This is a genomic window from Vibrio fluvialis (assembly GCF_900460245.1).
Classification (GTDB): Bacteria; Pseudomonadota; Gammaproteobacteria; order Enterobacterales; family Vibrionaceae; genus Vibrio; species Vibrio fluvialis.
This window is the reverse complement of the sequence record NZ_UHIP01000001.1, coordinates 2,943,370-2,967,403: the sequence shown is the minus strand read 5'-3', so window position 1 is coordinate 2,967,403 and position 24,034 is coordinate 2,943,370. Positions and strand designations below refer to the sequence as shown.

Below are 24,034 nucleotides of genomic sequence, written 5' to 3'. Positions count from 1 at the left end.
ACGATCAAGTATACCGAGTTATTCCCCGACAAAGTAGAGGAAATCTTGCTTAATTAATCGGCGAAAATCTCTTTTAATGGAGTTTTTGTCGTTTAAGCGGCGCAAATTTCTCAATGTTGCGGCTTTTCGCCATCTTGGGGTTGAGATTCGTGGCGAGGCTGGATAGAATTCATCCCGTCTTTGGGGAGTAGCTTATCGATCAAATCACTTCATTTGGTCGGTTCGTTCGTCAACACAATTGGTGCACAATCACCATGGCGTTCGAGACTCGGTGCCTACCGGGTTTAGCAAGACCTTAGACAAACATCACGAACCGGGGTGGGGCGTGTCTGTTTGTCTATGGTTATATAATTATCCCTGCCCCAATGAGCAAGTCGTGAGCGTTTTAGCTATCTCTATTACTACTGTTGCACTGGCCGAAATCGGGGATAAAACCCAGCTTTTGTCGTTATTACTCGCCAGTCGATACCGTAAACCGATCCCTATTATTGCTGCTATTTTTCTGGCTACTATCGCCAACCATGCCTTGGCGGCGTGGCTCGGGGTTGTCGTGGCCGATTATCTGTCGCCTGACGTATTGAAATGGGTGCTGGTGGTGAGCTTTTTGGCGATGGCCGCCTGGGTACTGATCCCGGATAAACTCGATGATGACGAAGACATTTCCAACCGTGGCCCGTTTGTCGCCAGCTTCATTGCGTTTTTTGTGGCGGAAATTGGCGACAAAACCCAGATCGCGACTTCGATTCTGGGGGCGCAGTACGCGGATGCTCTGTCGTGGGTCGTGCTCGGCACCACCATCGGTATGTTGCTGGCGAACGTGCCAGTGGTGCTGATCGGTAAATTGTCGGCCGACAAAATGCCGCTGGGGCTGATCCGTAAAGTGACCGCAGCGCTGTTTGCGGCGTTAGCGGTTGGCGCGGCGTTTTTCTGAAAAATAAACGTTCGTTGAAACAAACCATTAGCACAGATCACGCTCTGATGATTTCCGGTGCAGAGCGTGATATTCGCCATATTCGTGTCATACTTGTCATGCTAGTGTAAAGGTCAACCATCATCGCGAGAGGGTAGGTGTATGCTGACACGTTATATGGGAATGAGCGCTAAAAGTCAGAGTTACTTGTTTACTTTTGGTTTGGCGTTAACTTTGCTTGGCATGTCGTTAACGGATATGTGGTTACCGATGGTGGCGGGTGCCATCATTATGGCCGGACTTACGGTTGAGTCTTGGATTCGAGTGGCTCACATCATTCCGATGCATGAAGAAATGCGCGCGATGCAAAAGCAGATTCATCGTTTGCAGGCGGAAATCCGCTCAATCGAACAGCAAGAATAAACAAAAGGCTGCCATTGGCAGCCTTTTTTGTCTCTCTACTCCAGCCCTTTTTTTATCAGGTACTGGTAGGGCAGCTCGTCGGTCTTTGCCGCGAGCAGCTGATGATCCATAAAGCGGCAGAAGCTCGGAATGTCGCGTGTCGTCGATGGGTCATCGGCTTTGATCAGCAACACTTCACCGTCTTTCATCGTACGAATCGTCTTCCTGACCATCATCACTGGCTCTGGGCAGCGTAATCCTTCCGCTTCTAAAACTAACGTGGCTAATTCAGGATTAAAAGTCATGGTCAAACCTAATGGATGTCACAAATTAGGCCTAGATAATACTGGCGAGGAAAAAATATTCAATAAGCGCTTGGCAAAGTGATCTTTTTGTTTTAATTTGGTTAACAAGTTGGTAACAAATCGCTAAGGAGTGCAATATGTTGACAGCACTGGACAGACTGACCATCTACTCGGTTCTGTGTTTTATTTCCTTTTGCGCCCTTGTGATGCGATCACCAGCCGAAACCTCATTAATGCCGCTACTCGGCGTGAGTGCTTCGATATTTGGGATTTGGCTCGAGATGCATCGCTGGCAAGGTGCATCTGGTGAGCAAGAACATTAACACACACTTGTCAAACTACGCTCAATTACATTCCGACACTATCCCCATTTTTCTTGGGCTTCCCCGCCGAAAGGCGGGATTTTTTTTGCCTATTGGTTACACTCTCCCTATTCGTCATAAACCCCGGACTTCAGTGTGGAATTGGAAGATATTTATCGCCGCGATCTCAATCTGTTGATTGCATTGCGGGTTTTGGTGGAAGAGTGCAGCGTCAGTAAAGCGGCGGAGCGGCTTAATCTCAGTCAGTCAGCCATGAGTCGTGTGCTTGGCCGCCTGCGCAGCCTGCTTGATGATCCGCTGTTTACCCGTCAGGGGCAGCATCTGATCCCGACCGAAAAAGCACTGGCGTTTAACCGTGAACTCGGTGAGCCGCTGGAAAGCCTGCGTCAATTGTTGTCACCAGCCGAGTTTGATCCCAAGTCCTGTGCTCAGACGTTTACCATTGCGACCACTGATTACGCGATGCAGACCATTTTGCCGTTTGCGTTGCCGCGTATTTATCAGGAAGCGCCCAATGTGGCGTTTGAGTTTCTGCCGCTGCAACACGAGCGCTTAGTGGATCAGCTCACTTACGATGGCGCCGATCTGGCGATTTGTCGTCTGATTCGTTCGGTCGAACCGCTGCAAAGTGAAGTGCTGGGGCGTGTCGGGGTGCTGTGCTTACTCTCGCGTCACCATCCGTTGGCGCAGCAGTCGATGACCTTGCAGGATTATCTCGATTTCCCTCATGCAATGATTGCCATCAGTGATGGGGTAAAAGCGCTGCTTGATCAGGCGTTGGAAGGATTACCTTCCAGACGAATGGTGCTCAGGGCGTATCACTTGGAAGCGGCGTTGGCGATTATCGACACCATGCCGCTGATCATCACGGTACCGGCAGACTTGGCGTATCTGGTCGCGGAACGTTATGACCTAGTGGTGAAGCCACTGCCGTTTTCCTTTACGCCGTTCGATTATTCGATGATTTGGCATCCGCGCTGCGAACATTCCCCGGCGCAGGAGTGGCTGCGTAGCATGGTGAAGGAGGAGTGCAGCAAATTGATTGCCAAGCGGGTTGAAGATATGGGCTTAGACGAATCAAGGCCCGATTAGGGCCTTGAGATAGAGAATGTCGTGAGCGCGAAAATTACAGCTTGATCACCACGCGGCCGGTGACTTGACCATTAGTGATATCTTGCGCGTATTGCGGCGCTTGCTCCAGACCAATTTCGGTACACGCTTGCTCGAAGTAACTCGCAGGCAGCAGCTCTACCAGTTTTTCCCATGCGGCAATGCGTTTTTCGCGCGGACAGTTGACCGAATCGACACCTTGCAGGCGCACGTTGCGCAGAATAAATGGCATGACCGTGGTGGGCAGATCAAAACCACCCGCCAGACCACACGCGGCAACGGCGCTGTTGTAGTCCATCTGTGCCAGGACTTTCGCCAGCACTTTGCTGCCAACAGTATCAATCGCACCAGCCCACACTTGTTTTTCCAGCGGGCGTGCTGGCTCTTCAAACTCGCTGCGGTCGATGATGCGGCTCGCGCCCAGTTTTTCTAACAGCGGACCGTTTTGTTCCGCGCGACCGGTCACCGCGGCCACTCGATAACCCAGCGTGGCCAGCAGAGTCACTGCGACAGAACCCACACCACCACTGGCGCCAGTCACCACAATTTCGCCGTCCTGCGGTTGGATACCGGCATCGAGCAGTGCTTGGACACACAACATCGCGGTAAAACCGGCGGTGCCGATCATCATCGCTTGTTTGCCATCAAAGCCTTGTGGCAGCGGAACCAGCCAGTCACCTTTGAGGCGTGCTTTTTGCGCCATACCGCCCCAGTGGTTTTCACCCACGCCCCAGCCAGTGAGGACCACATCGTCACCTGCCTGATAGCGTGCATCCTGTGAGCTGATCACTTTGCCTGCCAGATCGATGCCCGGCACCATTGGAAACTGACGAATAATTTTGCCTTTGCCCGTGATGGCCAGGCCATCTTTGTAGTTCAGTGATGAATAATCGACGGCGATCAGCACGTCACCTTCCGGCAACTGCGCTTCATCAATCTGCTCAATACTGGCCAGAGTACGTTTATCTTCTTGATTCAAAATCAAAGCTTGAAACATGGGGTTCTCCACACATGGCTAAACATTAACTCTAGTCTAGATCTGATAGGTCTATGAATTAAATGAAACTTTAGCATTATATCTATGCGCAAAAAGCATAGTCATAGTAAGGGTATTGCGAAGAGAGAAAAAACAAGCCACCGCAATGGGTGGCTTGAGTCTTATTTGGCGAGGAAGAAGCGATAGGCCGGGTTGTCGGTTTCATCTTTATAGTGATAACCGAGTTCGACCAAATGCGCTGAGAAGCGCGACAGATCGTCATCACTGAGTTCAAAGCCACACAGCACACGGCCGTAATCTGCACCGTGGTTGCGGTAGTTGAACAGGCTGATATTCCAGTGGGTACCCAGCGTGCTGAGGAATTTGAGCAGCGCGCCCGGATATTCCGGAAACTCAAAGCTGTACAAACGTTCTCTGAGTGGCTTGGACGGACGCCCGCCAATCATGTAACGAATGTGCAGTTTGGCCATTTCATCATCGGACAGGTCCTGAACCGGATAACCGGACTGACGCAGTTCGTGAATGATGGTTTTCAGCTCTTCCTGACCGCCCATCAGACGCACACCGACAAAAATGTTAGCCAGTTGGTCGTCACTGTAGCGGTAGTTGAACTCGGTGACCGCCCGGCCGCCGATGATTTGGCAAAATTCAAAGAACGCGCCTTTGCGCTCTGGAATGGTGACCGCCAGCAGACCTTCACGTTTCTCACCCAGTTCGCAACGTTCGGACACGTAGCGCAAACCGTGAAAGTTGGTGTTGGCGCCGGACAGCACAGTCGCCAGTTGCTTATCTTTCAGCCCATTCTGTTCTGCAAATTTCTTCAGCCCTGCCAGAGCCAGCGCGCCAGACGGTTCGGCAATGGCGCGGGTGTCTTCGAAAATATCTTTTACCGCCGCACAGATTTCATCGCTGGACACGGTAATGTGGCCATCGAGATACTGCTGACACAGACGAAACGTTTCATCGCCGATGCGTTTTACGGCTACGCCGTCGGCAAACATGCTGACTTGATCGAGCACCACTGGTTCACCGGCATCCAGCGCTGCTTTGAGGCAGGCCGAATCTTCCGGCTCAACCGCAATCACTTTGATTTCCGGCATCAGCTGTTTGACCAGCACCGCAACACCTGCCGCGAGGCCGCCACCGCCGACGGGCACAAAGATGTAATCGAGATGGCCGTTTTGCTGCAGCATTTCCATGCCGATGGTGCCCTGACCAGCAATCACCAGCGGGTGATCGAACGGTGGCACAAAGGTGTAGCCACATTCCTGCGACAAGCGCTCAGCTTCGGCTTTGGCTTCATCAAAGTTGCTGCCGTGCAGTACGACATTGCCGCCAAAGCCGCGCACCGCTTCGACTTTGATGTCCGGCGTGGTGCGAGGCATGACGATAGTGGTACGAATGCCCAGTTTGGTGCCAGAGAGCGCCATACCCTGAGCGTGGTTGCCTGCGGATGCGGCGATCACGCCGGCATTTTTCTGTTCTTCCGTCAGACTGGCCACCATGTTGTACGCGCCGCGCAGTTTGAACGAATGCACCGGCTGGCGGTCTTCACGTTTGATTTGCACCTGATTACCAATGCGCGCCGACAGACGCGGCATGGCTTGCAGGGGAGTCACGTTCGCCACTTCATACACCGGCGCACGCAATATCTGGCGCAGGTAATCTGCGCCAGTTTGTTGAGTGAGCGTCATAAGCTAGCCCTCTAGCTTGGATTTGTCTCGCACCGCTCCTTTGTCAGCACTGGTTGCCATGCTGGCGTAAGCTTTAAGTGCAAAAGAGACTTCACGTTGACGATCGACCGGTTTCCAGCCGAGTTTATCTTGCGCTTCGCGACGCGCCGCCATCTCTGCATCAGAGATTTGCAGCACAATCGAACGATTCGGAATGTCGATCGCGATGGTATCGCCATTTTTCACCAAACCGATCGCACCGCCGTTCGCCGCTTCCGGAGAGGCGTGACCAATCGACAGACCCGACGTCCCGCCGGAGAAACGGCCGTCGGTCAGAAGCGCACACGCTTTGCCAAGGCCCATGGATTTGAGGTAGGTGGTCGGGTAGAGCATTTCCTGCATGCCCGGACCGCCTTTAGGGCCTTCGTAACGAATGACGACCACATCACCGGCTTTGACTTTGCCGCCCAGAATGCCTTCAACCGCATCTTCCTGGCTTTCAAACACCACGGCTGGGCCTTCAAATTTAAGAATGCTGGCGTCCACGCCGGCGGTTTTGACGATACAGCCATCAAGGGCAATGTTGCCTTTCAGTACCGCCAGACCACCATCCTGACTGAATGCATGCTCTTTGGTACGAATACAGCCTTCCTGACGGTCGTCATCCAGCGTGTCCCAACGGCAATCTTGCGAGAATGCCTGAGTGGTACGAATGCCCGCTGGTCCTGCGCGGAAGAAGGTTTTCACAGCTTCAGAGTCGGTTTGTTTGACGTCGTATTGTGCCAACTGCTCGGCAAGCGAAATGCCCAGCACGGTACGCGTGTCATCATGCAGCAGGCCTGCGCGTTGCAGTTCACCCAGAATACCCATCACGCCACCTGCGCGGTGCACATCTTCCATGTGATACTTCTGCGTCGATGGTGCCACTTTACACAGGTGCGGAACCTGACGTGACATGCGATCGATGTCGGTCATGTCGAAATCCACTTCACCTTCTTGCGCCGCGGCCAGCAGGTGCAGCACGGTGTTGGTCGAGCCGCCCATCGCGATATCCAGCGCCATCGCGTTTTCGAACGCATCTTTGGTGGCGATGTTGCGTGGCAGTGCGGTGGCATCTTCTTGCTGGTAGTAACGCTTGGTCAGATCGACGATGCGACGACCAGCACTCAAAAACAGCTCTTTACGATCCGCGTGCGTGGCCAGCAGTGAGCCGTTGCCCGGCTGAGAAAGGCCCAGCGCTTCGGTCAGACAGTTCATGGAGTTGGCGGTAAACATGCCCGAGCACGACCCACAAGTCGGACACGCAGAGCGTTCCACTTGCTGGCTCTGCTCGTCCGAAACGTTTGGATCGGCACCCTGAATCATGGCATCCACCAGATCGAGCTTGATGATTTGATCGGAAAGCTTGGTTTTACCCGCTTCCATCGGACCGCCAGAGACAAAAATGGTCGGAATATTGAGGCGCATGGACGCCATCAGCATTCCCGGGGTGATTTTGTCACAGTTGGAGATACACACCATGGCGTCGGCGCAGTGGGCGTTCACCATGTATTCCACCGAGTCGGCGATCAGTTCTCGTGATGGCAGCGAGTAAAGCATGCCGCCGTGGCCCATTGCGATACCGTCATCGACCGCAATGGTATTGAATTCTTTGGCGATGCCGCCCGCGGCTTCGATTTCACGCGCCACCATCTGACCGAGGTCTTTGAGATGGACGTGACCCGGCACGAACTGGGTGAATGAGTTCACCACGGCAATAATCGGTTTACCGAAATCTTCTTCTTTCACACCGGTTGCGCGCCACAGTGCGCGTGCACCAGCCATGTTGCGTCCATGAGTGGTGGTGGCCGAACGATACTTAGGCATAATCTTGTCTCCTTACTTCGCTTGCTCTGGGTATACGTAATCCAACCAGCCCCACTTATCTTCCGTGGTGCCGTTGAACAGGCCGAAGTAGGCCTTCTGCATCGCTTCGGTCACAGGACCGCGTTTGCCGATACCAACGGTGATTTGGTCAATGCTGCGCACCGGTACGATTTCCGCTGCCGTGCCAGTCATGAACACTTCGTCGGCCAGGTACAGGGCTTCACGGGAAATATTGGCTTCACGCACTTCATAGCCCATGTCTTTGGCCAGCGTCATGATCGAATCACGTGTGATGCCCGGCAGGATTGAGCTGGTGGTCGGTGGCGTCAGGATCTCGCCGTTCTTGACCACAAAAATGTTCTCGCCCGCGCCTTCAGACAGGTAACCATCCACGCTCAGTGCAATCCCTTCTGCGTAGCCGTGACGACGTGCTTCACCGCCTACCAGCAGAGAAGACAGGTAGTTACCGCCCGCTTTGGCCGCGGTTGGAATGGTGTTTGGTGCGGCGCGGTGCCAGCTGGAGATCATCGCATCCACGCCATTTTCCAGCGCTTCTTCACCCAGATAGGCGCCCCAAGGGAATGCGGCGATGATGACTTCCATTTCGGTGCCAGCCGGCGGACACACGCCAAGGCCCACGTTGCCGACAAACGCCAGCGGACGAATGTAGGCGCTGTCGAGTTTGTTGGCGCGCAGTGTTTCGCGGGTGGCTTCCATGATCTCTTCCTGAGAATACGGAATCGGGAAGCGGTAGATCTTGGCAGAATCAATCAGGCGCTGAGCATGCTCACGGTGACGGAAAATGATCGGACCTTTTGGCGTGTTGTAGCAGCGCACGCCTTCAAATACGGAGGTGCCGTAGTGCATGGCATGGGTCAACACGTGAACGGTCGCGTTTGCCCATGGCATCAGTTCACCATTGAACCAAATATAATCTGCAGTTTTAGTTGCCATGATTGCCTTCCTTAAGCACAAATCTTTTGTTGTAAGTTGTTATTTGGGAGCTCGTTGCTCTTGATGGGGGTCACATCAACGCTGCGGATATCCCATAATTTCTCAATCTGGTTAATCAGTGTGTTTATCGGACGATCGCTGTCGACGATGATTTCCACACTGGCAATTTTGCTTTCGTGGTTTTGCGTTGCCGCTACCTGTTTAATGATAAAGCCACGGTGGCGAACCACACGGAGAACACGCTCCAGCAGCACCGGTTTATCGTCTGCTTTGATGTCGAGTAAGTATCTTTGCATGATGGCGTCTCCTAGGTGTTCTCTAACATATCATTGTTGGACGCGCCTGGCGGTACCAACGGCCACACGTTCTCTTCTTCGTCGATCGCAACGTGCAGCAGGTAAGCGGTTTTACTCTCCAGCATCTCTTTCAGAGCGGGTTCCACTTCTTCTTTTCTGGTGATGGTTTTGCCCGGAATATCGAAGGCTTTCGCCAGCATGATGAAATCCGGGTTGTCATCGAGAATGGTTTCACTGTGGCGGCCGTCAAAGAACAGCGATTGCCACTGGCGCACCATGCCCAAACGCTGGTTATTCAGCAGCACCATCTTGACCGGGATCTGGCGACGTTTAAGCGTGCCCAGTTCCTGAATGTTCATCATAAACGAGCCGTCACCGGTGATGAGAATCGATTGGTCATTCGGGCGAGCCACCGCTGCACCCATTGCAGCTGGCAGGCCAAAGCCCATGGTGCCAAGGCCCGCGGATGAGATGAAGTTTTGCGGATCGCGCGGCTGAATGTGCTGCGCTGCCCACATCTGGTGCTGGCCGACATCGGTCGACACCATGGCGCTGTCCGGCATCATGTCAGACAGTTGTTTGAGCAGCAGCGGGGCAAAAATCGCTTCACCCGGGTGGTCGTAACGCCATTTGAATCCGCTGCGCAGGCTTTCACTGTGGTGAACCCAAGGCGAGATATCGTGGCTCAGTTCAAGCTGAGGTAAAATGGTGTTGATGTCGCCGCGCAGTGCCGCATTGGCCTGACGCAGTTTGTTAAATTCCGCCGCATCGATATCAATGTGAATGACTTTGGCGTGGGGTGCAAAGGTATCCAGCTTACCGGTCACACGGTCATCAAAACGTGCGCCAACAACGATCAGCAAATCGCTTTCCTGTACCACTAAGTTACCGGCTTTGGTGCCGTGCATACCCAGCATGCCAAGATAATGCGGATCGTGACGCTCGATGGTGCCCAGGCCTTTTAATGTGCTGACCGATGGCATCGGATTGAGACGCAGAAATTCGCGTACCGTGTCGGTGGCTTTGGCCAGTTGCACACCGCCGCCGACATACAATACCGGACGTTTGCTTTGAGCCAGCAGCGCTTGCGCTTGCGCCAGTTGCTGTGGATCGACCTGAGGTATCGCAGGAGGAGTAAAAGCGGGCAAAACGGAAACCGGCGCCTGACCCAGTTGCACATCTTTAGCGATATCAACGATCACAGGGCCTGGACGGCCGGTTTTGGCGACTTCAAATGCTTCCGCCAGGGTTGGCGCAAGTTCATTAATATCGGTAACGAGGTAACTGTGTTTGGTACACGAGAGTGACATACCAATCACATCCATTTCCTGGAAGGCGTCAGTGCCGATGTGAGAACTGGCAACCTGACCGGTAATTGCAACGAGAGGGACTGAATCGAGGAAGGCATCGGCAAGGCCGGTGACTAAGTTGGTAGCGCCTGGGCCGGAAGTGGCCATACATACAGCCACGTCCTGTGTGGCTCTTGCCATGCCGATAGCGGCCATGGCGGCTCCCTGTTCGTGTCGACACAAAATGTGTTCAACACCACCATCATACAAAGCATCATAGATTGGCATGATGGCGCCGCCGGGGTAACCAAAAACGGTTTTGATTCCCTGCTGTTTTAATGCGGCTACGACTAATTGAGCTCCGGTCATCGTAAGCCTCCCGAACAGCGATCCGACTCGCTGTTTTCTGTTGTGTTGTGCTTGCACCTCATGTGCTGCTCCCCATTCTTCCTGCCATGTCTGATGAGAGATTCATCAGCATGTGCTTTTTTTAAGTCTAACAGTTGTAAAAAAACCCCCGGACTTTTCAGTGCGGGGGTTTTTCGAATCTGGTGTTTATTTTGCGCCCACAAGCCCCCGCGCGGTCATAATCAGGACCACGATAATAAGGCTAATCAGAGAGTTGAAACGGGCGTATAAGTTCATCGTAATAATTCTAAATGTTGTCGTAATATCATACGAAATTGTTTGCGTCTCTAGTGGTAACACACATCTCCGTTACATGACAAGCAAAAACTCATTCTTTTTTCACATTCCCGTTTTAACCCTCCGCGTTATATAACAACTTTCGCAGCCCGCAGTCGAACTCAATCTGTGTGGTGAATGGTTTTTAATCAATAACTAAGGAAAGTCATGGGGCTTGCTATCATTCATAGCCGTGCCAGCATCGGTGTTCAGGCACCAGCGGTGACGGTGGAAGTACACATCAGTAACGGTATGCCGGGGTTTACGCTGGTTGGTTTGCCGGAGACAACCGTCAAAGAATCCCGCGATCGCGTGCGCAGCGCCATCATCAATTCCAAGTTTGAATTTCCCGCCAAACGCATTACCGTCAATTTAGCGCCCGCTGATCTGCCCAAAGAGGGCGGCCGTTTTGATTTGCCGATCGCGCTCGGCATTCTGGCTGCCTCGGATCAGATTGCCCGCACCCAATTGAGCGACCACGAATTCATCGGTGAGTTGGCGCTGTCGGGGGAAATTCGCAGCGTGAAAGGCGTGCTGCCCGCAGCCTTGGCGGCCAATCAGGCGCGGCGCAGTTTGGTGGTGCCCCATTTCAATGGCGATCAGGCGGCGCTGGTGGGGAAAGAGCAACATAAATCGGCGCGCACTCTGCTTGAAGTGTGTGCCGATCTGTGTGGTCAACAGACGTTATCGCTGTTTCAAAGTGACGCGCGCGACGCCAGCGTACCGCGTGAGCGCGACTTGCAGGACATCATTGGTCAGCAGCAAGGCAAGCGGGCGTTGGAGATAGCAGCGGCGGGCAACCACAATCTGCTGTTTCTCGGCCCGCCGGGCACGGGTAAAACTATGTTGGCCTCGCGTCTGTGCGATCTGCTGCCAGAGATGACTGAGGCCGAGGCGATGGAGACTGCATCAGTGGCCTCGCTGACGCAGCAGGAAATCAACCAGCACAACTGGAAACAGCGTCCGTTTCGCGCGCCGCATCATTCCAGCTCCATGGCTGCACTGGTAGGTGGCGGCACTATTCCCCGCCCCGGAGAAATCTCACTTGCTCACAATGGCCTACTGTTTCTGGATGAAATGCCGGAATTTGAACGCAAAGTGCTCGATTCACTGCGCGAGCCGCTGGAGTCCGGCGAGATTATTATTTCCCGCGCGCAGGGTAAAACCCGTTTCCCAGCGCGTTTTCAGTTGGTTGGCGCGCTCAATCCCAGTCCGACCGGGTATTACGAAGGCAATCAGGCGCGGGTGAATCCGCAGGGGATTTTACGCTATTTGAGCCGTTTGTCGGGGCCGCTGCTGGATCGCTTTGATATGTCGATTGAAATTCCGGCATTGCCCAAAGGCACTTTGTCACACGGCGGCGACCGCGGCGAGCCGACGGCGGTGGTGCAGGCGCGGGTCTTTCGCGCACGTGAAACCATGCTGGCACGCAGTGGCAAAGTGAATGCGCTGTTGCAAAGCCGTGAAATCGAAACTTATTGCCCGCTCAGTCAGCCGGATGCGGAATTTCTGGAAAATGCGCTGCACCGCCTGGGGTTGTCAATCCGGGCCTATCACCGCATCATCAAAGTCGCGCGCACCATTGCCGATTTGAGCGGTGAGGCACACATTCAACGGGCGCACCTGGCCGAAGCGCTCGGCTATCGCGCTATGGACCGGTTACTCAAACAGCTCACCGCCCAATCGGTCTAGGGCGGCAGTACTCTGACCATTGGCAGACGTATTTCTTTCAGCGGGCAAGCGAGTATAATTGCTCGCTGTTTTTTTATTCAATTTTTTGAAAACTATAAATTCTATGCTCGCTTACCTTCTGCTTGTCCTCAATATTGTGCTGGTGATCCTCAATACCATGTTCAGTTCGTTACTGATCTGCGCGATTGCGCTGGTCAAACTGCTGCTGCCGACGCCGAGATTGAAAGCGATGGCGACCAGCATGGCGGACAAAGCGATGTGGCTGTGGGCGACACTTAATGCGCGTATTCTGGCGATGTCAAACCGCGTCGAGTGGGACATTCAGGGCGGGGAAGGACTGAGTAAGCAGGGCTGGTATCTGATGATCAGCAACCACCTCAGCTGGACGGACATTGTCGTGCTGTGTTGTGTGTTCAAAGATCGCATTCCGATGCCGAAGTTTTTCCTCAAACAGCAACTGTTGTATGTGCCGTTTGTCGGCATGGGGTGTTGGGCGCTGGATATGCCGTTCATGCGTCGCTATTCGCGGGAATACTTGATTCGCCATCCACACAAACGCGGCCAGGATCTGGCGACCACGCGTCGCTCGTGCGAAAAATTTAAGTTTCATCCGACGACGGTGGTGAACTACGTCGAAGGTACGCGTTTCACTCAGTACAAGCAGCGCGCGACCCGTTCGCCTTACCAGCATCTGCTGGCACCGAAAAGTGGCGGGATTGCGTATACGTTGGCAGCGATGGGTGAACAATTCTCCAATATTATCGATGTTACGCTGGCCTATCCGGATAACACCGATAAGCCGTTTCGCGATATGTTAATGGGCCGGATGCACCGCATTGTGGTGCGTATTCGCGTGTTGCCGGTCGATGAGCAGGTACGCGGTGACTATTTTCATGACAAACCGTATAAACGCCAGTTCCAGCAGTGGCTGACTGCGCTGTGGCAACGCAAAGATCAGCAGTTGGCTAAGCTGTATCAGTCAAAATCGGACGTATAAAAAAAGGAGCCTCAGGCTCCTTTTTTCTTGGCGGACAAACTTACTTGCTCAGCAGGTAGTTCACCAGATCAAAGTACTCGTCCATCGTTTTGATGCCTTGCGCCTGAACCAGATAGTGGTTGTTCACCACGACAGAAGGAACGCCGGTCAGGCCGCTTTCCTGAAACTGCTTGTCAAAGCGGCGCACCATAGAGTCCACCGCGAAGCCGTTAAACGCAGCGTCGAATTTCGCACCGTCGATGCCTTCATCAACGAAGATCTGACGCAGCTCGGCATCATTTTTTGGTGGCTTGCGCAGGTTGTGAATGCGGTCAAACATCACTGGGATCATTTTGTCTTCAACGTTCAGTGCAATCATGGTCGCGTAGGCTTTGCTCATCGATTTGCCCATGTCACCACCCATGAATGAAACGTGGTTTTTTTGCAGCTTCACGCCTTCCGGCAGCTTGGTTTTTAGCTGAGAGATGATCGGTTCGAACGCGTTACAATGCGGACAGTAGAACGAAAAGTACTCAGTGACGCTCGGTTTTGAGGAAGGCTCTAAGTTGAGCACTTTGTATTGTTCCCCTTCTTTGAACTGCGCGGCATGGGCCGACAGGCTTAACATCAGGGTTGCAACCAGTGCAAACAGCTTTTTCATCGTGGACTCCATTATTCCTTTGAAGGCTTGTTACCATTGTGGCATCAGCGAGAGCGGAGGCTCTTCTAATGCTGCGATTTGTTCTTTGAATGCCAATACCTGACTCTCCCAGTATTTTGGATCATTAAACCAGGGAAAGGCGAGCGGAAAGGCCGGATCTTGCCAACGTTTTGCCAGCCATGCCATGTAGTGCACCATTCGTAGACCGCGAAGTGGCTCGATAAGTTTCAATTGATTAAAGTTAAAATCGCAGAACTCTTGATAGCCTTCAAGCACAATATCGAGTTGGGTAAGCTTGTCGTTGCGATCGCCATTGAGCAACATCCACAAATCCTGTACCGCCGGGCCATTACGAGCATCGTCAAGATCGACAAACATCGGGCCATCCCGCCACAAAATATTGCCCGGGTGGCAGTCGCCATGCAGGCGAATCAAGGCTTGACCCGGTTGCCAGTGCTGCTCGATTCTGCTGATCAACATATCCAGATCGTGGAAAAAACTGTTTTCTAAATGCATCGGAATACATTGTGCGTTATGCAGCAGCGCGCGCGGCTGATAGAGATACTCATCCAGGCTGATCGTCGGGCGATGAATGAACGTTTTGCTCGCGCCCACCTTATGAATGCGGCCGAGAAAGCGTCCGACCCATTCCAGCTGTTCTTCATTGTCGACTTCAAACTGGCGCCCGCCAACGCTGTTAAACAGCGCAAAATGGTAACCCTGATAGTGGTGCAGTGAAGCGCCGTTGATCACCAGTGGTGCGGCGAGCGGGATCTCGGCGTCGGCCAGCTCCAGTGCAAAGTCGTGCTCTTCCTGAATCTGTTCGATGCTCCAGCGCTGCGGGCGGTAAAACTTGACCACAAAACGGCGGCGGTCTTCATCGCTGAACTGATACACGCGGTTTTCGTAACTGTTGAGCGCCAGAAAACCCGATTCAGCGCGAATACCGATGCTCTCTAGCGCGTACCACATAAAGTCGGGCGTCAGGGCATCAAAATGAAAGGTTGCTAGTGTCATTGATTAAAAAGGGCTCATTGCTGAGCCCTTTTCCATGTCGAGTGTTAAAGCTTTTTAATAAACCGGCTTTCCACTTGCATTGTGAATTGGTTGCTGTCATCGGTGAGTATAAACTGAATTGTCGCAACCGGAGAGCTGAGATTGTCAGGTTTGACCCCCAGACTCATCGGCAGGTTGAGCACTTCGCCCGGTTCCACCTGCACGGTTTGTTTGCCATACCACGATACATCCGTCAGACCACTGACATCGAGTTTGTAGGTTTGGATGTGCTGAGTTTTGTTGATCACCTTGAGGGTGTAAGTATTTTCAATCTCGCCGGAGCTGTTAGTTCGGAACAGCTGATTCCGGTCACGAATAACGCTGAGGCCGGCTGGATCAACCGCCGCCACCTGCGCAAAGAACAGCCCGATCATCACCAGTAACACCGCACCGTAACCCAGCAGTTTCGGCCGCATCACTTTGGTATGCTTGCCTGACAAACGGTGCTCAGTGGTGTAACTGATCAGCCCTTTGTCGTAGCCCATGCGCTCCATGGTGGTGTCACATGCGTCAATGCAGGCACCACAGTTGATGCACTCATATTGCAGGCCATCACGAATATCGATACCGGTCGGGCACACCTGAACACACAAATCACAATCGATACAGTCACCCAGACCGAGCGCTTTTTTGTCGGCTTTACGTGAGCGAGGGCCGCGCTGTTCGCCGCGCTCGGTGTTGTAACCGACGATGAAAGTATCTTTATCGAACATCGCCGATTGGAAACGTGCGTACGGGCACATGTGAATACACATGATAGAACGCATCCAGCCCGCATTACCGTAGGTACAAACGGCAAAGAACATCACCCAGAACACCGGCCAGAAGGTCGAGTTGAAGGTAAAGAAGTCGATAACCAGATCGCGTACCGGCACGAAGTAGCCCACGAACGTGAAACCCGTCGCCAGAGCAATCGCAAACCAGGCGATGTGTTTGGCGGTTTTGCGCATCGCCAGATTGGCGGTCATTTTACTGCCGTCTTGCTTACGGCGCTTGTTGGCACTGCCTTCCAGTTTTTCTTCAAACCAGATGTACATGAACGTCCATACGGTTTGCGGGCACAGGTAACCACACCACACCCGGCCTAAAAAGGTAGTGATAAAGAACAGGCCGAACGCCGCGATCATAAACAGCAGTGCCAGCAGGGTCAGATCCTGCGGGTAGAGCGTTGTGCCGAAGAAATTGAACTGCTGGTGGCCGATATCGAGCAGAATGGCCTGGCGATCGCCGTAGGAAATCCACGGTACCAATCCAAACAACAGCAGCAGAAACCAGCCTCCGTAACGGCGCAGCTTCTGGTAGGTCCCTTTGCTTTCGCGCACGTAAATGCGGTTGCTCGGGTTGAACCGGTCTCCTTCCTGACCTTTATGGGTCTTCGGGTTAAAGACTTTCGGAGTCACATCTTTGATGTCGATCTTGTCCTGACTCATCAAACTATCCTTTTGGGCATCATGGTGCGATTTCTGGTGCTCACACTCTTTTTGACATTGCTTAACCCTTTTTACGCAAATGGCGTAGAAGGGGGGGAATAAGGTTGCTTCATAAAGTGGTGATTATAGCGGCAATAACGTTTTTATTTCTTTAACGCAATCAACCTTTAACAACAAATATCCTTACATTTTTGCCAGTTATCCTTCACACGGCGGATAAAAAAAGAGCGGCCGTTGGCCGCTCTGTGCATTATGAGAGGGTTTATTCAATGATGCCGCGTGCGCGCAGGATCGCGGTTTTGAAATCTTCTTCGTAGTCTTTTTTCAGGCCGGGAATCACTTCGTCTTTGGCACTGTTGCGCATTTTGAGATGGTAGATCAGCACATCGTCAGTCAGCTCTTCCAATCGCCCTTGGTAACCCGCTTCGCCAGCCAGTTTGACGATAAACTGAATCAGGTTCAGTTCAGAATCTTTATACCATTCCGGCTCCAGCAGTTGCAGTAATTCTTCGACGCGATGACACTTCATGGCTTTCTCCACAAACTTTGTAATGATTTGCAGTAAAGGTATCAAATTGCGCGGGGAATACAATGTGTAGCGTGGACGTTAGCTGAAATGAACGAAAAGAAAAAAGCGCAGGATAAACTGCGCTTTTCTATTAAGCGGCCTGGACCACTTTTGTTGTTGGCGATGCAGAGACTGCATTTTTCTCGACAAGAGTAGGCGCGGGCGCGATTTTTTTCGCAACCGGTGCAGTAGCAAAACCACTGCGACGGCGCATTGCACTACGGTTGGTGTGCGAAAACCTGACAGCTGTTGGGCGCATTCATTAACCTAACGGTCAGGCATATCCATTGCCGATGTAATGGCCTGAACAACTATGAGTTGATCTTCTGCATCTGAATAAAAATGAAGAAGGGTGGCTCTTTCTGGCGAGCGCCAATCCAAATAATTGTTCAGGAATAACGATATGCTTGCATATCGAAGTTAGAGTAGCACCAAGTTTGCAAATGATCGATAGTTAACCAATGTTTATGCTAAAGAAAAATGGATGCGTAGTGTGAGGCTCGCCATTGTGTTCGGAATCTTTTCCGCTTTACACTGGCTGCTCATCAACAGGAGGTGTGTATGTCATTTCTGAAGAAAACCCTCGCCAGTTTCGGGATCGGATCGGCGAAAGTTGACTCTGTCTTGCAGCAGGAAACGCTGATTCCGGGCCAGAAAGTGAAAGTGACGATTCACGTGTATGGTGGTGCGACGGAACAAGCGATCGACAATATCGAACTCAAACTCTGCTGTCGCTATATCGAAGAAGCGCCGATTGAACGGGGTCAGCAAGAAGGACATCGCACTCGCCGCGTGGCGCAAACCTACACACTCGCCGATTGGTCGCTGCCTTATGCCTTTACCATCATGGCCGGAGAAACCCGCGATTTTGAAGTGGAACTGGATGTGCCGTGGAATACGCCCGTGACGATCGGGGATGCCAAAGTGTGGCTCGAAACCGGATTGGATATTGCTATGGCTCTCGACCCGGGCGACAAGAACATTCTGACTGTGCGTCCGGATCCGTTGATGGATGGCATTTTCACTGCCTTGGAAGAGCAGGGCCTGCGCCTGCGCCAGGTTGAATGCGAAGCCGCCAAAGGCTTTGCTCTGCCGTTTGTGCAAGAGTTTGAATTTGTGCCGACCGATGGCCCGTTCCATGGCCGTTGGCGTGAATTGGAAATCGTTGCTTACCGCGACAAAGACCAGCTGCAGATGTGGTTTGAAATCGATCGCTTCCAACGGGGGGCGAGCGGCATGCTGGCAAGCTTGCTGGGCAAAGGTGAGCTCAAACGTCAACTGACGATCGCCAGTTCGCAGTCGCCTGTGCAGGCGGGTGAGCAAGTATTGCAGTTTCTTGATACGACATCGTAAGCATAAAATCGAGCTTACATGTGTACGCTGAGTGTGCCATACTAGAGCGAAGTTATCGCTCTAGTATGGGAATCGTATGTCGAATACTGCTTACAGCGTCAAAGAAGAAGTCGCCAATGCGATCAGTCATGGCGTCGGGTTAATCCTCGGCATTGTCGGTCTGGTGCTGCTGCTGGTCAAAGCGGTCGATCACCGGGCTGATGCACTGACGATTGTCAGTATGAGCATCTATGGCGGCAGCATGATTGCGCTATTTCTCGCCTCGACGCTCTATCATGCAATCCCACATCAGAACGCCAAACGCTGGCTGAAAACTTTTGACCACTGCGCCATCTACTTACTGATTGCCGGCAGCTACACACCGTTCCTGCTGGTCAGTCTGCGCACACCATTGGCGTTTGGTCTGATGATTGTCATCTGGTCGATTGCGCTGATCGGCATCATCATGAAAATCGCTTTTGTCTATCGCTTCAAACGCTTGTCATTGGTGACGTACCTGACGATGGGGTGGCTGTCGCTGATTGTGATTTATCAGTTGGCACTGAATCTGGATGTGGGTGGGCTGACGTTGCTTGCCGCGGGCGGGGTGGTGTATTCGCTGGGCGTTATTTTCTATGTGGCGAAGCGCATTCCGTACAATCATGCCATCTGGCATGCGTTTGTGCTGGCCGGATGCGCCTGCCACTTTCTTGCGATCTATCTCTATATCGATCCGGTTTAACGCGACTCAACCTGAGTAACGCTGGCGCGGATTTGATAGCGCGGCGCTTCGTCGACTTTTACTTCAATCGCCTTACCTGCCACAGAAGCTTGCGGGCGTAAGTAGGTGTCGGCCATGCGTTTGATCGATTGCCAGATGGTCGTGGTCTGCGTGGTCAGCAGGTTGCCCTGTTCATCAAGAATCTCGACCTGAAGCACAATGTTGATCACCGATTGCGTGCTCTGGTTGGTGATGGCGGTCGGTAAAATCAACTGGCCATCGCGGTAACGGGCGCTACCCAGCACGATATCCACCCCAGAATTGCTCAGTTGCAACGTCGGTTTGGTGCTGCCAAGTTCAATCATGCTGCCGCGTTGCGCTTTGACCAGTGGAGCCGCCAGGACGGGAGCCGCCGCAACAACCTCAGGTTTCGCTGGCGCGACGGACATTGAGTTTGACGTCTCAACTGGCTGCACATATTGCCAAGTAAAGTCATCATTAAGCTGCACGTCGCGGCCATCTTGCAGAGTGACGATTTCGCCCGCCAGCGCCACAGGCGCCCAGCTTGCCATCATCAGAGTGATCAGATTTTTCATGTGTATCCTTAACGTCGCCAGAACGCTGGGAAGAACAGCACCAGAATGGTGAGGATTTCCAAGCGTCCCATCAACATACCAAAACTTAAAATCCACTTCGCGCTATCAGGCAGCGAAGCAAAGTTACCCGTTGGACCAATCACACTCCCCATACCCGGGCCGACGTTGGCGACCGCAGTAATCGCGCCGGAGATACTGGTGATTGGGTCGAGTCCCATGGCCGACAACGAGCCGGCGATGGCGATAATCGTAATAATAAACGTCAGACCAAACGCCACCACCGAACGGACGATGTCTTCGTTCACCGGGCGCTGATTGTAACGCTGAACGAACACACCGGACGGGTGGATCAGTTTCATCATCTGCTTATTGAGCAGCGCAAAACAGATTTGAAAACGGAAAATCTTGATCCCACCGGAGGTGGAACCGGAACAGGCACCCACCATCATCAGAAACGCAAAAATGGTACTTGGCAGCGCGCCCCAGGCGGTGAAGTCATCGAGACCATAACCTGTGGTCGTCACCACTGACACAATGTTGAACATCGAGACGCGCAGCGCATCCAGCATCGCATAGCCATTATTGAAGTGCAGCCAGGCGGCGACAATCAGGCTGCTGATGACAAACAGCAGGAAGAAGCCCTGCACCTGAGCGTCTTTAAACAGCTCTTGTGGGCGGCGTTTACGCATGGCGGTGACAAACAGCAGAAATGGCAGACCACCAAGGAACATAAACAAAGTTGCGACCCAGTGTGAACCGTTGGAGAAATGGTTCATTGAACCGTCGGAGGTCGAATAGCCGCCGGTAGAAAGAGTGGTGAACGCGTGGTTGATGGCATCAAACAGACGCATGCCGGTAACCATATAGCCGATGATGCACAGACCAGTCAGCACCAGATACACCACCACGATGTTCTTCGCCACGGTTTTGGCGCGCGGGCTGCTTTTATCTGACCAGTCGGACGATTCGGTTTGGAACAGGCGCATACCACCGACGTTGAGCATCGGCAGCACCGCTACCGCCATAACGATAAAGCCGACTCCGCCAAGCCACTGCAAAATAGAACGCCACAGCAGAATGCTGGGAGCCATGTCATCGAGGCCGCTGAGCACCGTGGAGCCAGTGGTGGTGATACCGGACATGGTTTCAAAGTAGGCGTCGGTGAAACTGATGTGGTTGATGAACACGAACGGCAACGCGGCGAACGCGCTGGCGATGGTCCACACCAGACTGGTGATGAGGAACATGTCGCGCACACTGAGGCGGAAATTCGCTGTCCGGCCAATCGACAGACAGATAAATGCCGCGATGTGCGTGATGATCACCGCCTGAGCAAAGTCGAGAAAGCCGCCCGTCCCGGTGAAAAATGCCACCAGAGTCGGGACGTACATAAACAGAGCCAGTTTCGATAAAACCAGCCCGATGACAAACATGATGGGGCGTAAATTGAGCATAACGCCGGGAACCTATAGGAAGAACGGACTCGGTTGGAACAGGGCTTCCACGTCGGGCACGTATTTCTTGTCGACGAGGAACATCACGACGTGATCATCCTGTTCAATAACAGTGCGATCGTGGGCGATCAGCACTTCTTCACCACGCACGATGGCACCAATCGTCGTGCCCGGCGGCAGTTTGATGTCGCCCACAGCGCGGCCAACCACTTTGGAGGTGGTTTCATCACCATGCGCGACAGCTTCAATCGCCTCTGCTGCGCCACGGCGCAGTGAAGAAACGTTGACGATGTCGGCGCGGCGAACGTGAGTCAGCAGGGCTGAGATGGTCGCTTGCTGTGGTGAAATCGCCACGTCAATCACGCCGCCCTGAACCAGATCGACGTATGCCCCGCGCTGAATCAGCACCATCACCTTTTTCGCGCCCATGCGCTTCGCCAGCATGGCGGACATGATGTTGGTTTCATCTTCGTTGGTCAGCGCGATAAACACATCCACCTGATCGATGTTCTCTTCGGTCAGAAGCTCCTGATCGGCGGCATCACCACAGAAGACGATGGTGTTTTCCAGCTCTTCCGACAGCTGTTCCGCGCGCTGGTAGTTGCGCTCAATCAGTTTCACGCTGTAGCTGTGTTCCAGACGCTTGGCGAGGCTGGCACCGATGTTACCCCCACCGACAATCATGATGCGGCGATACGGTTTTTCCAGGCGTTGCAGCTCACTCATCACGGAACGGATGTGGTTGCTGGCCGCGACGAAGAACACTTCATCGTCGGCTTCAATAATGGTGGTGCCTTGCGGACGAATCGGGCGTCCTTGACGGAAAATCGCCGCCACACGGGTATCGATGTGCGGCATGTGTTCGCGCAGTGCAGATAGCGCATTGCCCACCAGCGGGCCGCCATAATAGGCTTTGACCGCGACCAGGCTGACTTTCTCTTCCGCAAAGCTGACGACTTGCAGCGCGCCAGGGTATTGCACCAAGCGCTCGATATAACTGGTCACCAGCTCTTCCGGGGCGATCAGGTGATCGACCGGGACCGCGCCGGACTGGAACAAGGCTTCTTTCTCCGCCAGATACTCCGGCGAACGGATACGGGCAATACGGTTTGGCGTGTTAAACAGAGTGAACGCGACCTGACAGGCCACCATGTTGGTTTCATCGGTGTTGGTCACGGCAACAAGCATGTCAGCGTCCTGAGCGCCGGCTTCGCGTAGCACGTCCGGGTGGCTGGCATGGCCGTTCACCACGCGTAAATCATATTTATCTTGTAGTTCGCGCAGACGGTCGCTGTTTTTATCCACGACAGTGATGTCGTTGTTTTCCCCGACCAGGTTTTCCGCCAGCGTACCGCCGACCTGACCTGCACCAAGAATGATGATTTTCATACCTTATTCTCTTGTTATTGCACGCCAAAGGCAGCCCGAGAGCTGCCTTTGCATCGTTTTTACGCTTGTTTAGTCAGAACGGCATAGTAGAAGCCGTCCATATCCTCTTCACCAGGCAGAATCTGGCGGCCCGGATTATCCAGCTCCGAACCCACAAGCTGCGCGTCAGATGTGCGCGCTAAGAAATCTTTCACCTGCAGCACGTTTTCCTGCGGTGTAATTGAACACGTTGCGTACACCAAAGTACCACCCGGTTTCAACTGTTGCCACATTACGTCGAGAATTTCGCGTTGTAGCTCCGCTAATGCCGCAATATCTTCCGCGCGGCGCAGCCATTTGATGTCCGGATGACGGCGAATTACGCCCGTTGCCGAACACGGTGCATCGAGCAGAATGCGGTCAAACTGGCTGCCCTGCCACCATTCTTGAGGGTAACGGGCATCGCCGCACACCACTTTGGCGCTCAGGTTCAGGCGTTTGAGGTTGTCATGCACGCGTTTGAGGCGGGTATCGTCACAGTCGATGGCAACCACTTCGCTCCCTTGCGTCCGTTCCAGAATATGGGCGGTTTTGCCGCCCGGTGCGGCGCAGCAATCAAGAATCAGCTCGCCATCCTGAGGCTGCAGATAGTGCAGAGACAACTGCGCGGCTGCGTCCTGAACGGACACCCAGCCTTTTTCAAACCCCGGCAGTTTGGTGACATCACACGGCGCGGCTAATTTTAGTGCGTCTTCAGCCTGTGAATGTACGCTGCTATCAATGTTTTCATTATTGAGCAGCGCCTGATACGCATCGCGGTCGTGGTGCTGATGGTTCACTCGCAGCCACATCGGCGCTTTGCTGTTGTTGGCTTCAACGATCGCTTCCCACTGCTGTGGGTAGGCGCTTTGCAGCAATTTCAGCAGCCAGCTTGGATGGCCGTATTTACCGGCATTGTGGCTGACAGCCTGAGCATCCAGTTGTTCCTGGTTGCGCTGATAGTTACGCAACACGGCGTTAATCAGGCCACGCAGGCGCGGACCTTTGAGATCTTGGGCGCCTTCAACCGTTTCACCCACGGCCGCATGCGCAGGAATACGCATAAAGCTCAGTTGGTAAATGCCCACCAGAATCAGGTGGTGGAACACACGTTGTTTGCCTTTGAGCGGGTTATCCATCAGTGCGTTGGCGATGGATTCCAGTCTTGGCAGGTAGCGCAGCGCACCGTAGCAGATTTCCTGCAACAGAGCGTGATCGCGAGGACGGATGTTTTGTTGAGCCGCCGGAAGTGCCATCGACAAAGACTGACCTTTATCGACAACTTGGAACAGAACCTGAGCGGCAGCAGCGCGAACATTCATAGTTAAACCT

General features: G+C 53.2%; 23 protein-coding genes and 1 riboswitch. Of the genes, 8 read left to right on the top strand and 15 right to left on the bottom strand.

The window, feature by feature from the left end; translation table 11 throughout:
- Positions 1-170: 170 nt before the first annotated feature.
- A riboswitch (yybP-ykoY riboswitch) is annotated at positions 171-286 on the top strand.
- Positions 287-376: 90 nt separating this feature from the next.
- Positions 377-931, top strand: coding sequence for a TMEM165/GDT1 family protein (locus DYA43_RS13995; RefSeq protein WP_020332593.1), 555 nt, complete (start codon positions 377-379; stop codon positions 929-931).
- Between the two features lie 141 nt (positions 932-1,072).
- Positions 1,073-1,333, top strand: a complete 261-nt coding sequence (locus tag DYA43_RS13990) for a hypothetical protein (protein ID WP_020332592.1) — start codon at positions 1,073-1,075, stop codon at positions 1,331-1,333.
- A gap of 35 nt (positions 1,334-1,368) precedes the next feature.
- On the opposite strand, the gene tusA is transcribed toward DYA43_RS13990, so the two are convergent.
- On the bottom strand, positions 1,369-1,617 hold the full coding sequence (gene tusA / locus DYA43_RS13985; RefSeq protein ID WP_020332591.1) for a sulfurtransferase TusA: 249 nt from the start codon (positions 1,615-1,617) through the stop codon (positions 1,369-1,371).
- Between the two features lie 137 nt (positions 1,618-1,754).
- Here tusA and DYA43_RS13980 point away from each other — a divergent pair, with 137 nt between their 5' ends.
- Both DYA43_RS13980 and DYA43_RS13975 read left to right on the top strand, forming a co-directional pair.
- Positions 1,755-1,940: a hypothetical protein gene (locus tag DYA43_RS13980; RefSeq protein WP_024374367.1), complete on the top strand. Its 186-nt coding sequence runs from the start codon at positions 1,755-1,757 to the stop codon at positions 1,938-1,940.
- A 135-nt stretch (positions 1,941-2,075) separates the two neighbouring features.
- Positions 2,076-3,032, top strand: coding sequence for a LysR family transcriptional regulator (locus tag DYA43_RS13975; protein ID WP_020332589.1), 957 nt, complete (start codon positions 2,076-2,078; stop codon positions 3,030-3,032).
- A 34-nt stretch (positions 3,033-3,066) separates the two neighbouring features.
- Here the strand turns inward: DYA43_RS13975 and acuI are convergent, their stop codons facing one another.
- From acuI to ilvG, 6 genes are all read right to left on the bottom strand, one after another.
- Positions 3,067-4,047: an acrylyl-CoA reductase (NADPH) gene (gene acuI, locus DYA43_RS13970; RefSeq protein WP_020332588.1), complete on the bottom strand. Its 981-nt coding sequence runs from the start codon at positions 4,045-4,047 to the stop codon at positions 3,067-3,069.
- Between the two features lie 161 nt (positions 4,048-4,208).
- Entirely contained in the window at positions 4,209-5,741 is a 1,533-nt protein-coding gene (ilvA, locus tag DYA43_RS13965) for a threonine ammonia-lyase, biosynthetic (protein ID WP_061057050.1), read from the bottom strand.
- Between the two features lie 3 nt (positions 5,742-5,744).
- Positions 5,745-7,586 carry a dihydroxy-acid dehydratase gene (gene ilvD, locus DYA43_RS13960; protein WP_020332586.1) on the bottom strand — a complete coding sequence of 614 codons (1,842 nt, stop codon included), beginning with the start codon at positions 7,584-7,586 and terminating at the stop codon, positions 5,745-5,747.
- A 12-nt stretch (positions 7,587-7,598) separates the two neighbouring features.
- Positions 7,599-8,540, bottom strand: a complete 942-nt coding sequence (gene ilvE, locus DYA43_RS13955) for a branched-chain-amino-acid transaminase (protein WP_020332585.1) — start codon at positions 8,538-8,540, stop codon at positions 7,599-7,601.
- A gap of 11 nt (positions 8,541-8,551) precedes the next feature.
- On the bottom strand, positions 8,552-8,836 hold the full coding sequence (gene ilvM / locus DYA43_RS13950) for an acetolactate synthase 2 small subunit (RefSeq protein WP_014204160.1): 285 nt from the start codon (positions 8,834-8,836) through the stop codon (positions 8,552-8,554).
- Positions 8,837-8,847: 11 nt separating this feature from the next.
- Positions 8,848-10,494 (bottom strand): acetolactate synthase 2 catalytic subunit, encoded by a 1,647-nt coding sequence (ilvG, locus tag DYA43_RS13945; RefSeq protein ID WP_020332584.1) that lies wholly within the window; start codon positions 10,492-10,494, stop codon positions 8,848-8,850.
- Positions 10,495-10,977: 483 nt separating this feature from the next.
- Here ilvG and DYA43_RS13935 point away from each other — a divergent pair, with 483 nt between their 5' ends.
- Both DYA43_RS13935 and yihG read left to right on the top strand, forming a co-directional pair.
- Positions 10,978-12,501, top strand: coding sequence for a YifB family Mg chelatase-like AAA ATPase (locus tag DYA43_RS13935; RefSeq protein ID WP_020430404.1), 1,524 nt, complete (start codon positions 10,978-10,980; stop codon positions 12,499-12,501).
- Between the two features lie 103 nt (positions 12,502-12,604).
- Positions 12,605-13,498, top strand: coding sequence for a 1-acylglycerol-3-phosphate O-acyltransferase, YihG family (gene yihG, locus DYA43_RS13930; protein WP_061057049.1), 894 nt, complete (start codon positions 12,605-12,607; stop codon positions 13,496-13,498).
- 40 nt (positions 13,499-13,538) lie between these two features.
- On the opposite strand, the gene DYA43_RS13925 is transcribed toward yihG, so the two are convergent.
- The 4 genes from DYA43_RS13925 to DYA43_RS13910 form a co-directional block, all read right to left on the bottom strand.
- Positions 13,539-14,138 (bottom strand): thiol:disulfide interchange protein DsbA/DsbL, encoded by a 600-nt coding sequence (locus DYA43_RS13925; protein ID WP_061057048.1) that lies wholly within the window; start codon positions 14,136-14,138, stop codon positions 13,539-13,541.
- 30 nt (positions 14,139-14,168) lie between these two features.
- The gene (locus DYA43_RS13920; protein WP_061057047.1) at positions 14,169-15,155 is read right to left on the bottom strand and encodes a serine/threonine protein kinase; all 987 of its coding nucleotides are present in this window, start codon (positions 15,153-15,155) and stop codon (positions 14,169-14,171) included.
- A gap of 44 nt (positions 15,156-15,199) precedes the next feature.
- Positions 15,200-16,624, bottom strand: coding sequence for a cytochrome c oxidase accessory protein CcoG (ccoG, locus tag DYA43_RS13915; protein WP_020332579.1), 1,425 nt, complete (start codon positions 16,622-16,624; stop codon positions 15,200-15,202).
- A 262-nt stretch (positions 16,625-16,886) separates the two neighbouring features.
- Complete coding sequence (locus DYA43_RS13910) at positions 16,887-17,153, bottom strand: YihD family protein (RefSeq protein WP_061057046.1); 267 nt, start codon at positions 17,151-17,153, stop codon at positions 16,887-16,889.
- Between the two features lie 600 nt (positions 17,154-17,753).
- Between DYA43_RS13910 and DYA43_RS13900 the strand changes: the two genes are divergently transcribed.
- Positions 17,754-18,545: a sporulation protein gene (locus DYA43_RS13900; RefSeq protein ID WP_061057045.1), complete on the top strand. Its 792-nt coding sequence runs from the start codon at positions 17,754-17,756 to the stop codon at positions 18,543-18,545.
- A 76-nt stretch (positions 18,546-18,621) separates the two neighbouring features.
- Positions 18,622-19,266: a PAQR family membrane homeostasis protein TrhA gene (gene trhA, locus DYA43_RS13895; RefSeq protein ID WP_020332575.1), complete on the top strand. Its 645-nt coding sequence runs from the start codon at positions 18,622-18,624 to the stop codon at positions 19,264-19,266.
- Here trhA and DYA43_RS13890 read toward each other — a convergent pair.
- Genes DYA43_RS13890 through rsmB form a run of 4 tightly spaced genes read right to left on the bottom strand, consistent with a single transcriptional unit; the run spans position 19,263 to position 24,024 of the window.
- Positions 19,263-19,841: a DUF3157 family protein gene (locus tag DYA43_RS13890; protein ID WP_061057044.1), complete on the bottom strand. Its 579-nt coding sequence runs from the start codon at positions 19,839-19,841 to the stop codon at positions 19,263-19,265. The genes trhA and DYA43_RS13890 overlap by 4 nt on opposite strands.
- Positions 19,842-19,849: 8 nt before the next feature.
- Positions 19,850-21,295, bottom strand: a complete 1,446-nt coding sequence (locus DYA43_RS13885) for a TrkH family potassium uptake protein (RefSeq protein ID WP_061057043.1) — start codon at positions 21,293-21,295, stop codon at positions 19,850-19,852.
- Positions 21,296-21,307: 12 nt separating this feature from the next.
- Positions 21,308-22,684 carry a Trk system potassium transporter TrkA gene (trkA, locus tag DYA43_RS13880; protein ID WP_020332571.1) on the bottom strand — a complete coding sequence of 459 codons (1,377 nt, stop codon included), beginning with the start codon at positions 22,682-22,684 and terminating at the stop codon, positions 21,308-21,310.
- Positions 22,685-22,743: 59 nt separating this feature from the next.
- A complete protein-coding gene (rsmB, locus tag DYA43_RS13875) occupies positions 22,744-24,024 on the bottom strand; it encodes a 16S rRNA (cytosine(967)-C(5))-methyltransferase RsmB (protein ID WP_061057042.1) in 1,281 nt (426 codons plus the stop codon).
- Positions 24,025-24,034: the final 10 nt, after the last annotated feature.

Coding starts and splice junctions, on each gene's coding strand:
- rsmB (WP_061057042.1), bottom strand. CDS start 24,024: ATGAATGTTCGCGCTGCTGCCGCTCAGGTTCTGTTCCAAGTTGTCGAT.
- tusA (WP_020332591.1), bottom strand. CDS start 1,617: ATGACTTTTAATCCTGAATTAGCCACGTTAGTTTTAGAAGCGGAAGGA.
- DYA43_RS13990 (WP_020332592.1), top strand. CDS start 1,073: ATGCTGACACGTTATATGGGAATGAGCGCTAAAAGTCAGAGTTACTTG.
- DYA43_RS13925 (WP_061057048.1), bottom strand. CDS start 14,138: ATGAAAAAGCTGTTTGCACTGGTTGCAACCCTGATGTTAAGCCTGTCG.
- DYA43_RS13935 (WP_020430404.1), top strand. CDS start 10,978: ATGGGGCTTGCTATCATTCATAGCCGTGCCAGCATCGGTGTTCAGGCA.
- DYA43_RS13885 (WP_061057043.1), bottom strand. CDS start 21,295: ATGCTCAATTTACGCCCCATCATGTTTGTCATCGGGCTGGTTTTATCG.
- ilvM (WP_014204160.1), bottom strand. CDS start 8,836: ATGCAAAGATACTTACTCGACATCAAAGCAGACGATAAACCGGTGCTG.
- ccoG (WP_020332579.1), bottom strand. CDS start 16,624: ATGAGTCAGGACAAGATCGACATCAAAGATGTGACTCCGAAAGTCTTT.
- ilvE (WP_020332585.1), bottom strand. CDS start 8,540: ATGGCAACTAAAACTGCAGATTATATTTGGTTCAATGGTGAACTGATG.
- trkA (WP_020332571.1), bottom strand. CDS start 22,684: ATGAAAATCATCATTCTTGGTGCAGGTCAGGTCGGCGGTACGCTGGCG.
- ilvA (WP_061057050.1), bottom strand. CDS start 5,741: ATGACGCTCACTCAACAAACTGGCGCAGATTACCTGCGCCAGATATTG.
- DYA43_RS13900 (WP_061057045.1), top strand. CDS start 17,754: ATGTCATTTCTGAAGAAAACCCTCGCCAGTTTCGGGATCGGATCGGCG.
- DYA43_RS13910 (WP_061057046.1), bottom strand. CDS start 17,153: ATGAAGTGTCATCGCGTCGAAGAATTACTGCAACTGCTGGAGCCGGAA.
- yihG (WP_061057049.1), top strand. CDS start 12,605: ATGCTCGCTTACCTTCTGCTTGTCCTCAATATTGTGCTGGTGATCCTC.
- ilvD (WP_020332586.1), bottom strand. CDS start 7,586: ATGCCTAAGTATCGTTCGGCCACCACCACTCATGGACGCAACATGGCT.
- acuI (WP_020332588.1), bottom strand. CDS start 4,047: ATGTTTCAAGCTTTGATTTTGAATCAAGAAGATAAACGTACTCTGGCC.
- trhA (WP_020332575.1), top strand. CDS start 18,622: ATGTCGAATACTGCTTACAGCGTCAAAGAAGAAGTCGCCAATGCGATC.
- DYA43_RS13980 (WP_024374367.1), top strand. CDS start 1,755: ATGTTGACAGCACTGGACAGACTGACCATCTACTCGGTTCTGTGTTTT.
- DYA43_RS13890 (WP_061057044.1), bottom strand. CDS start 19,841: ATGAAAAATCTGATCACTCTGATGATGGCAAGCTGGGCGCCTGTGGCG.
- DYA43_RS13920 (WP_061057047.1), bottom strand. CDS start 15,155: ATGACACTAGCAACCTTTCATTTTGATGCCCTGACGCCCGACTTTATG.
- ilvG (WP_020332584.1), bottom strand. CDS start 10,494: ATGACCGGAGCTCAATTAGTCGTAGCCGCATTAAAACAGCAGGGAATC.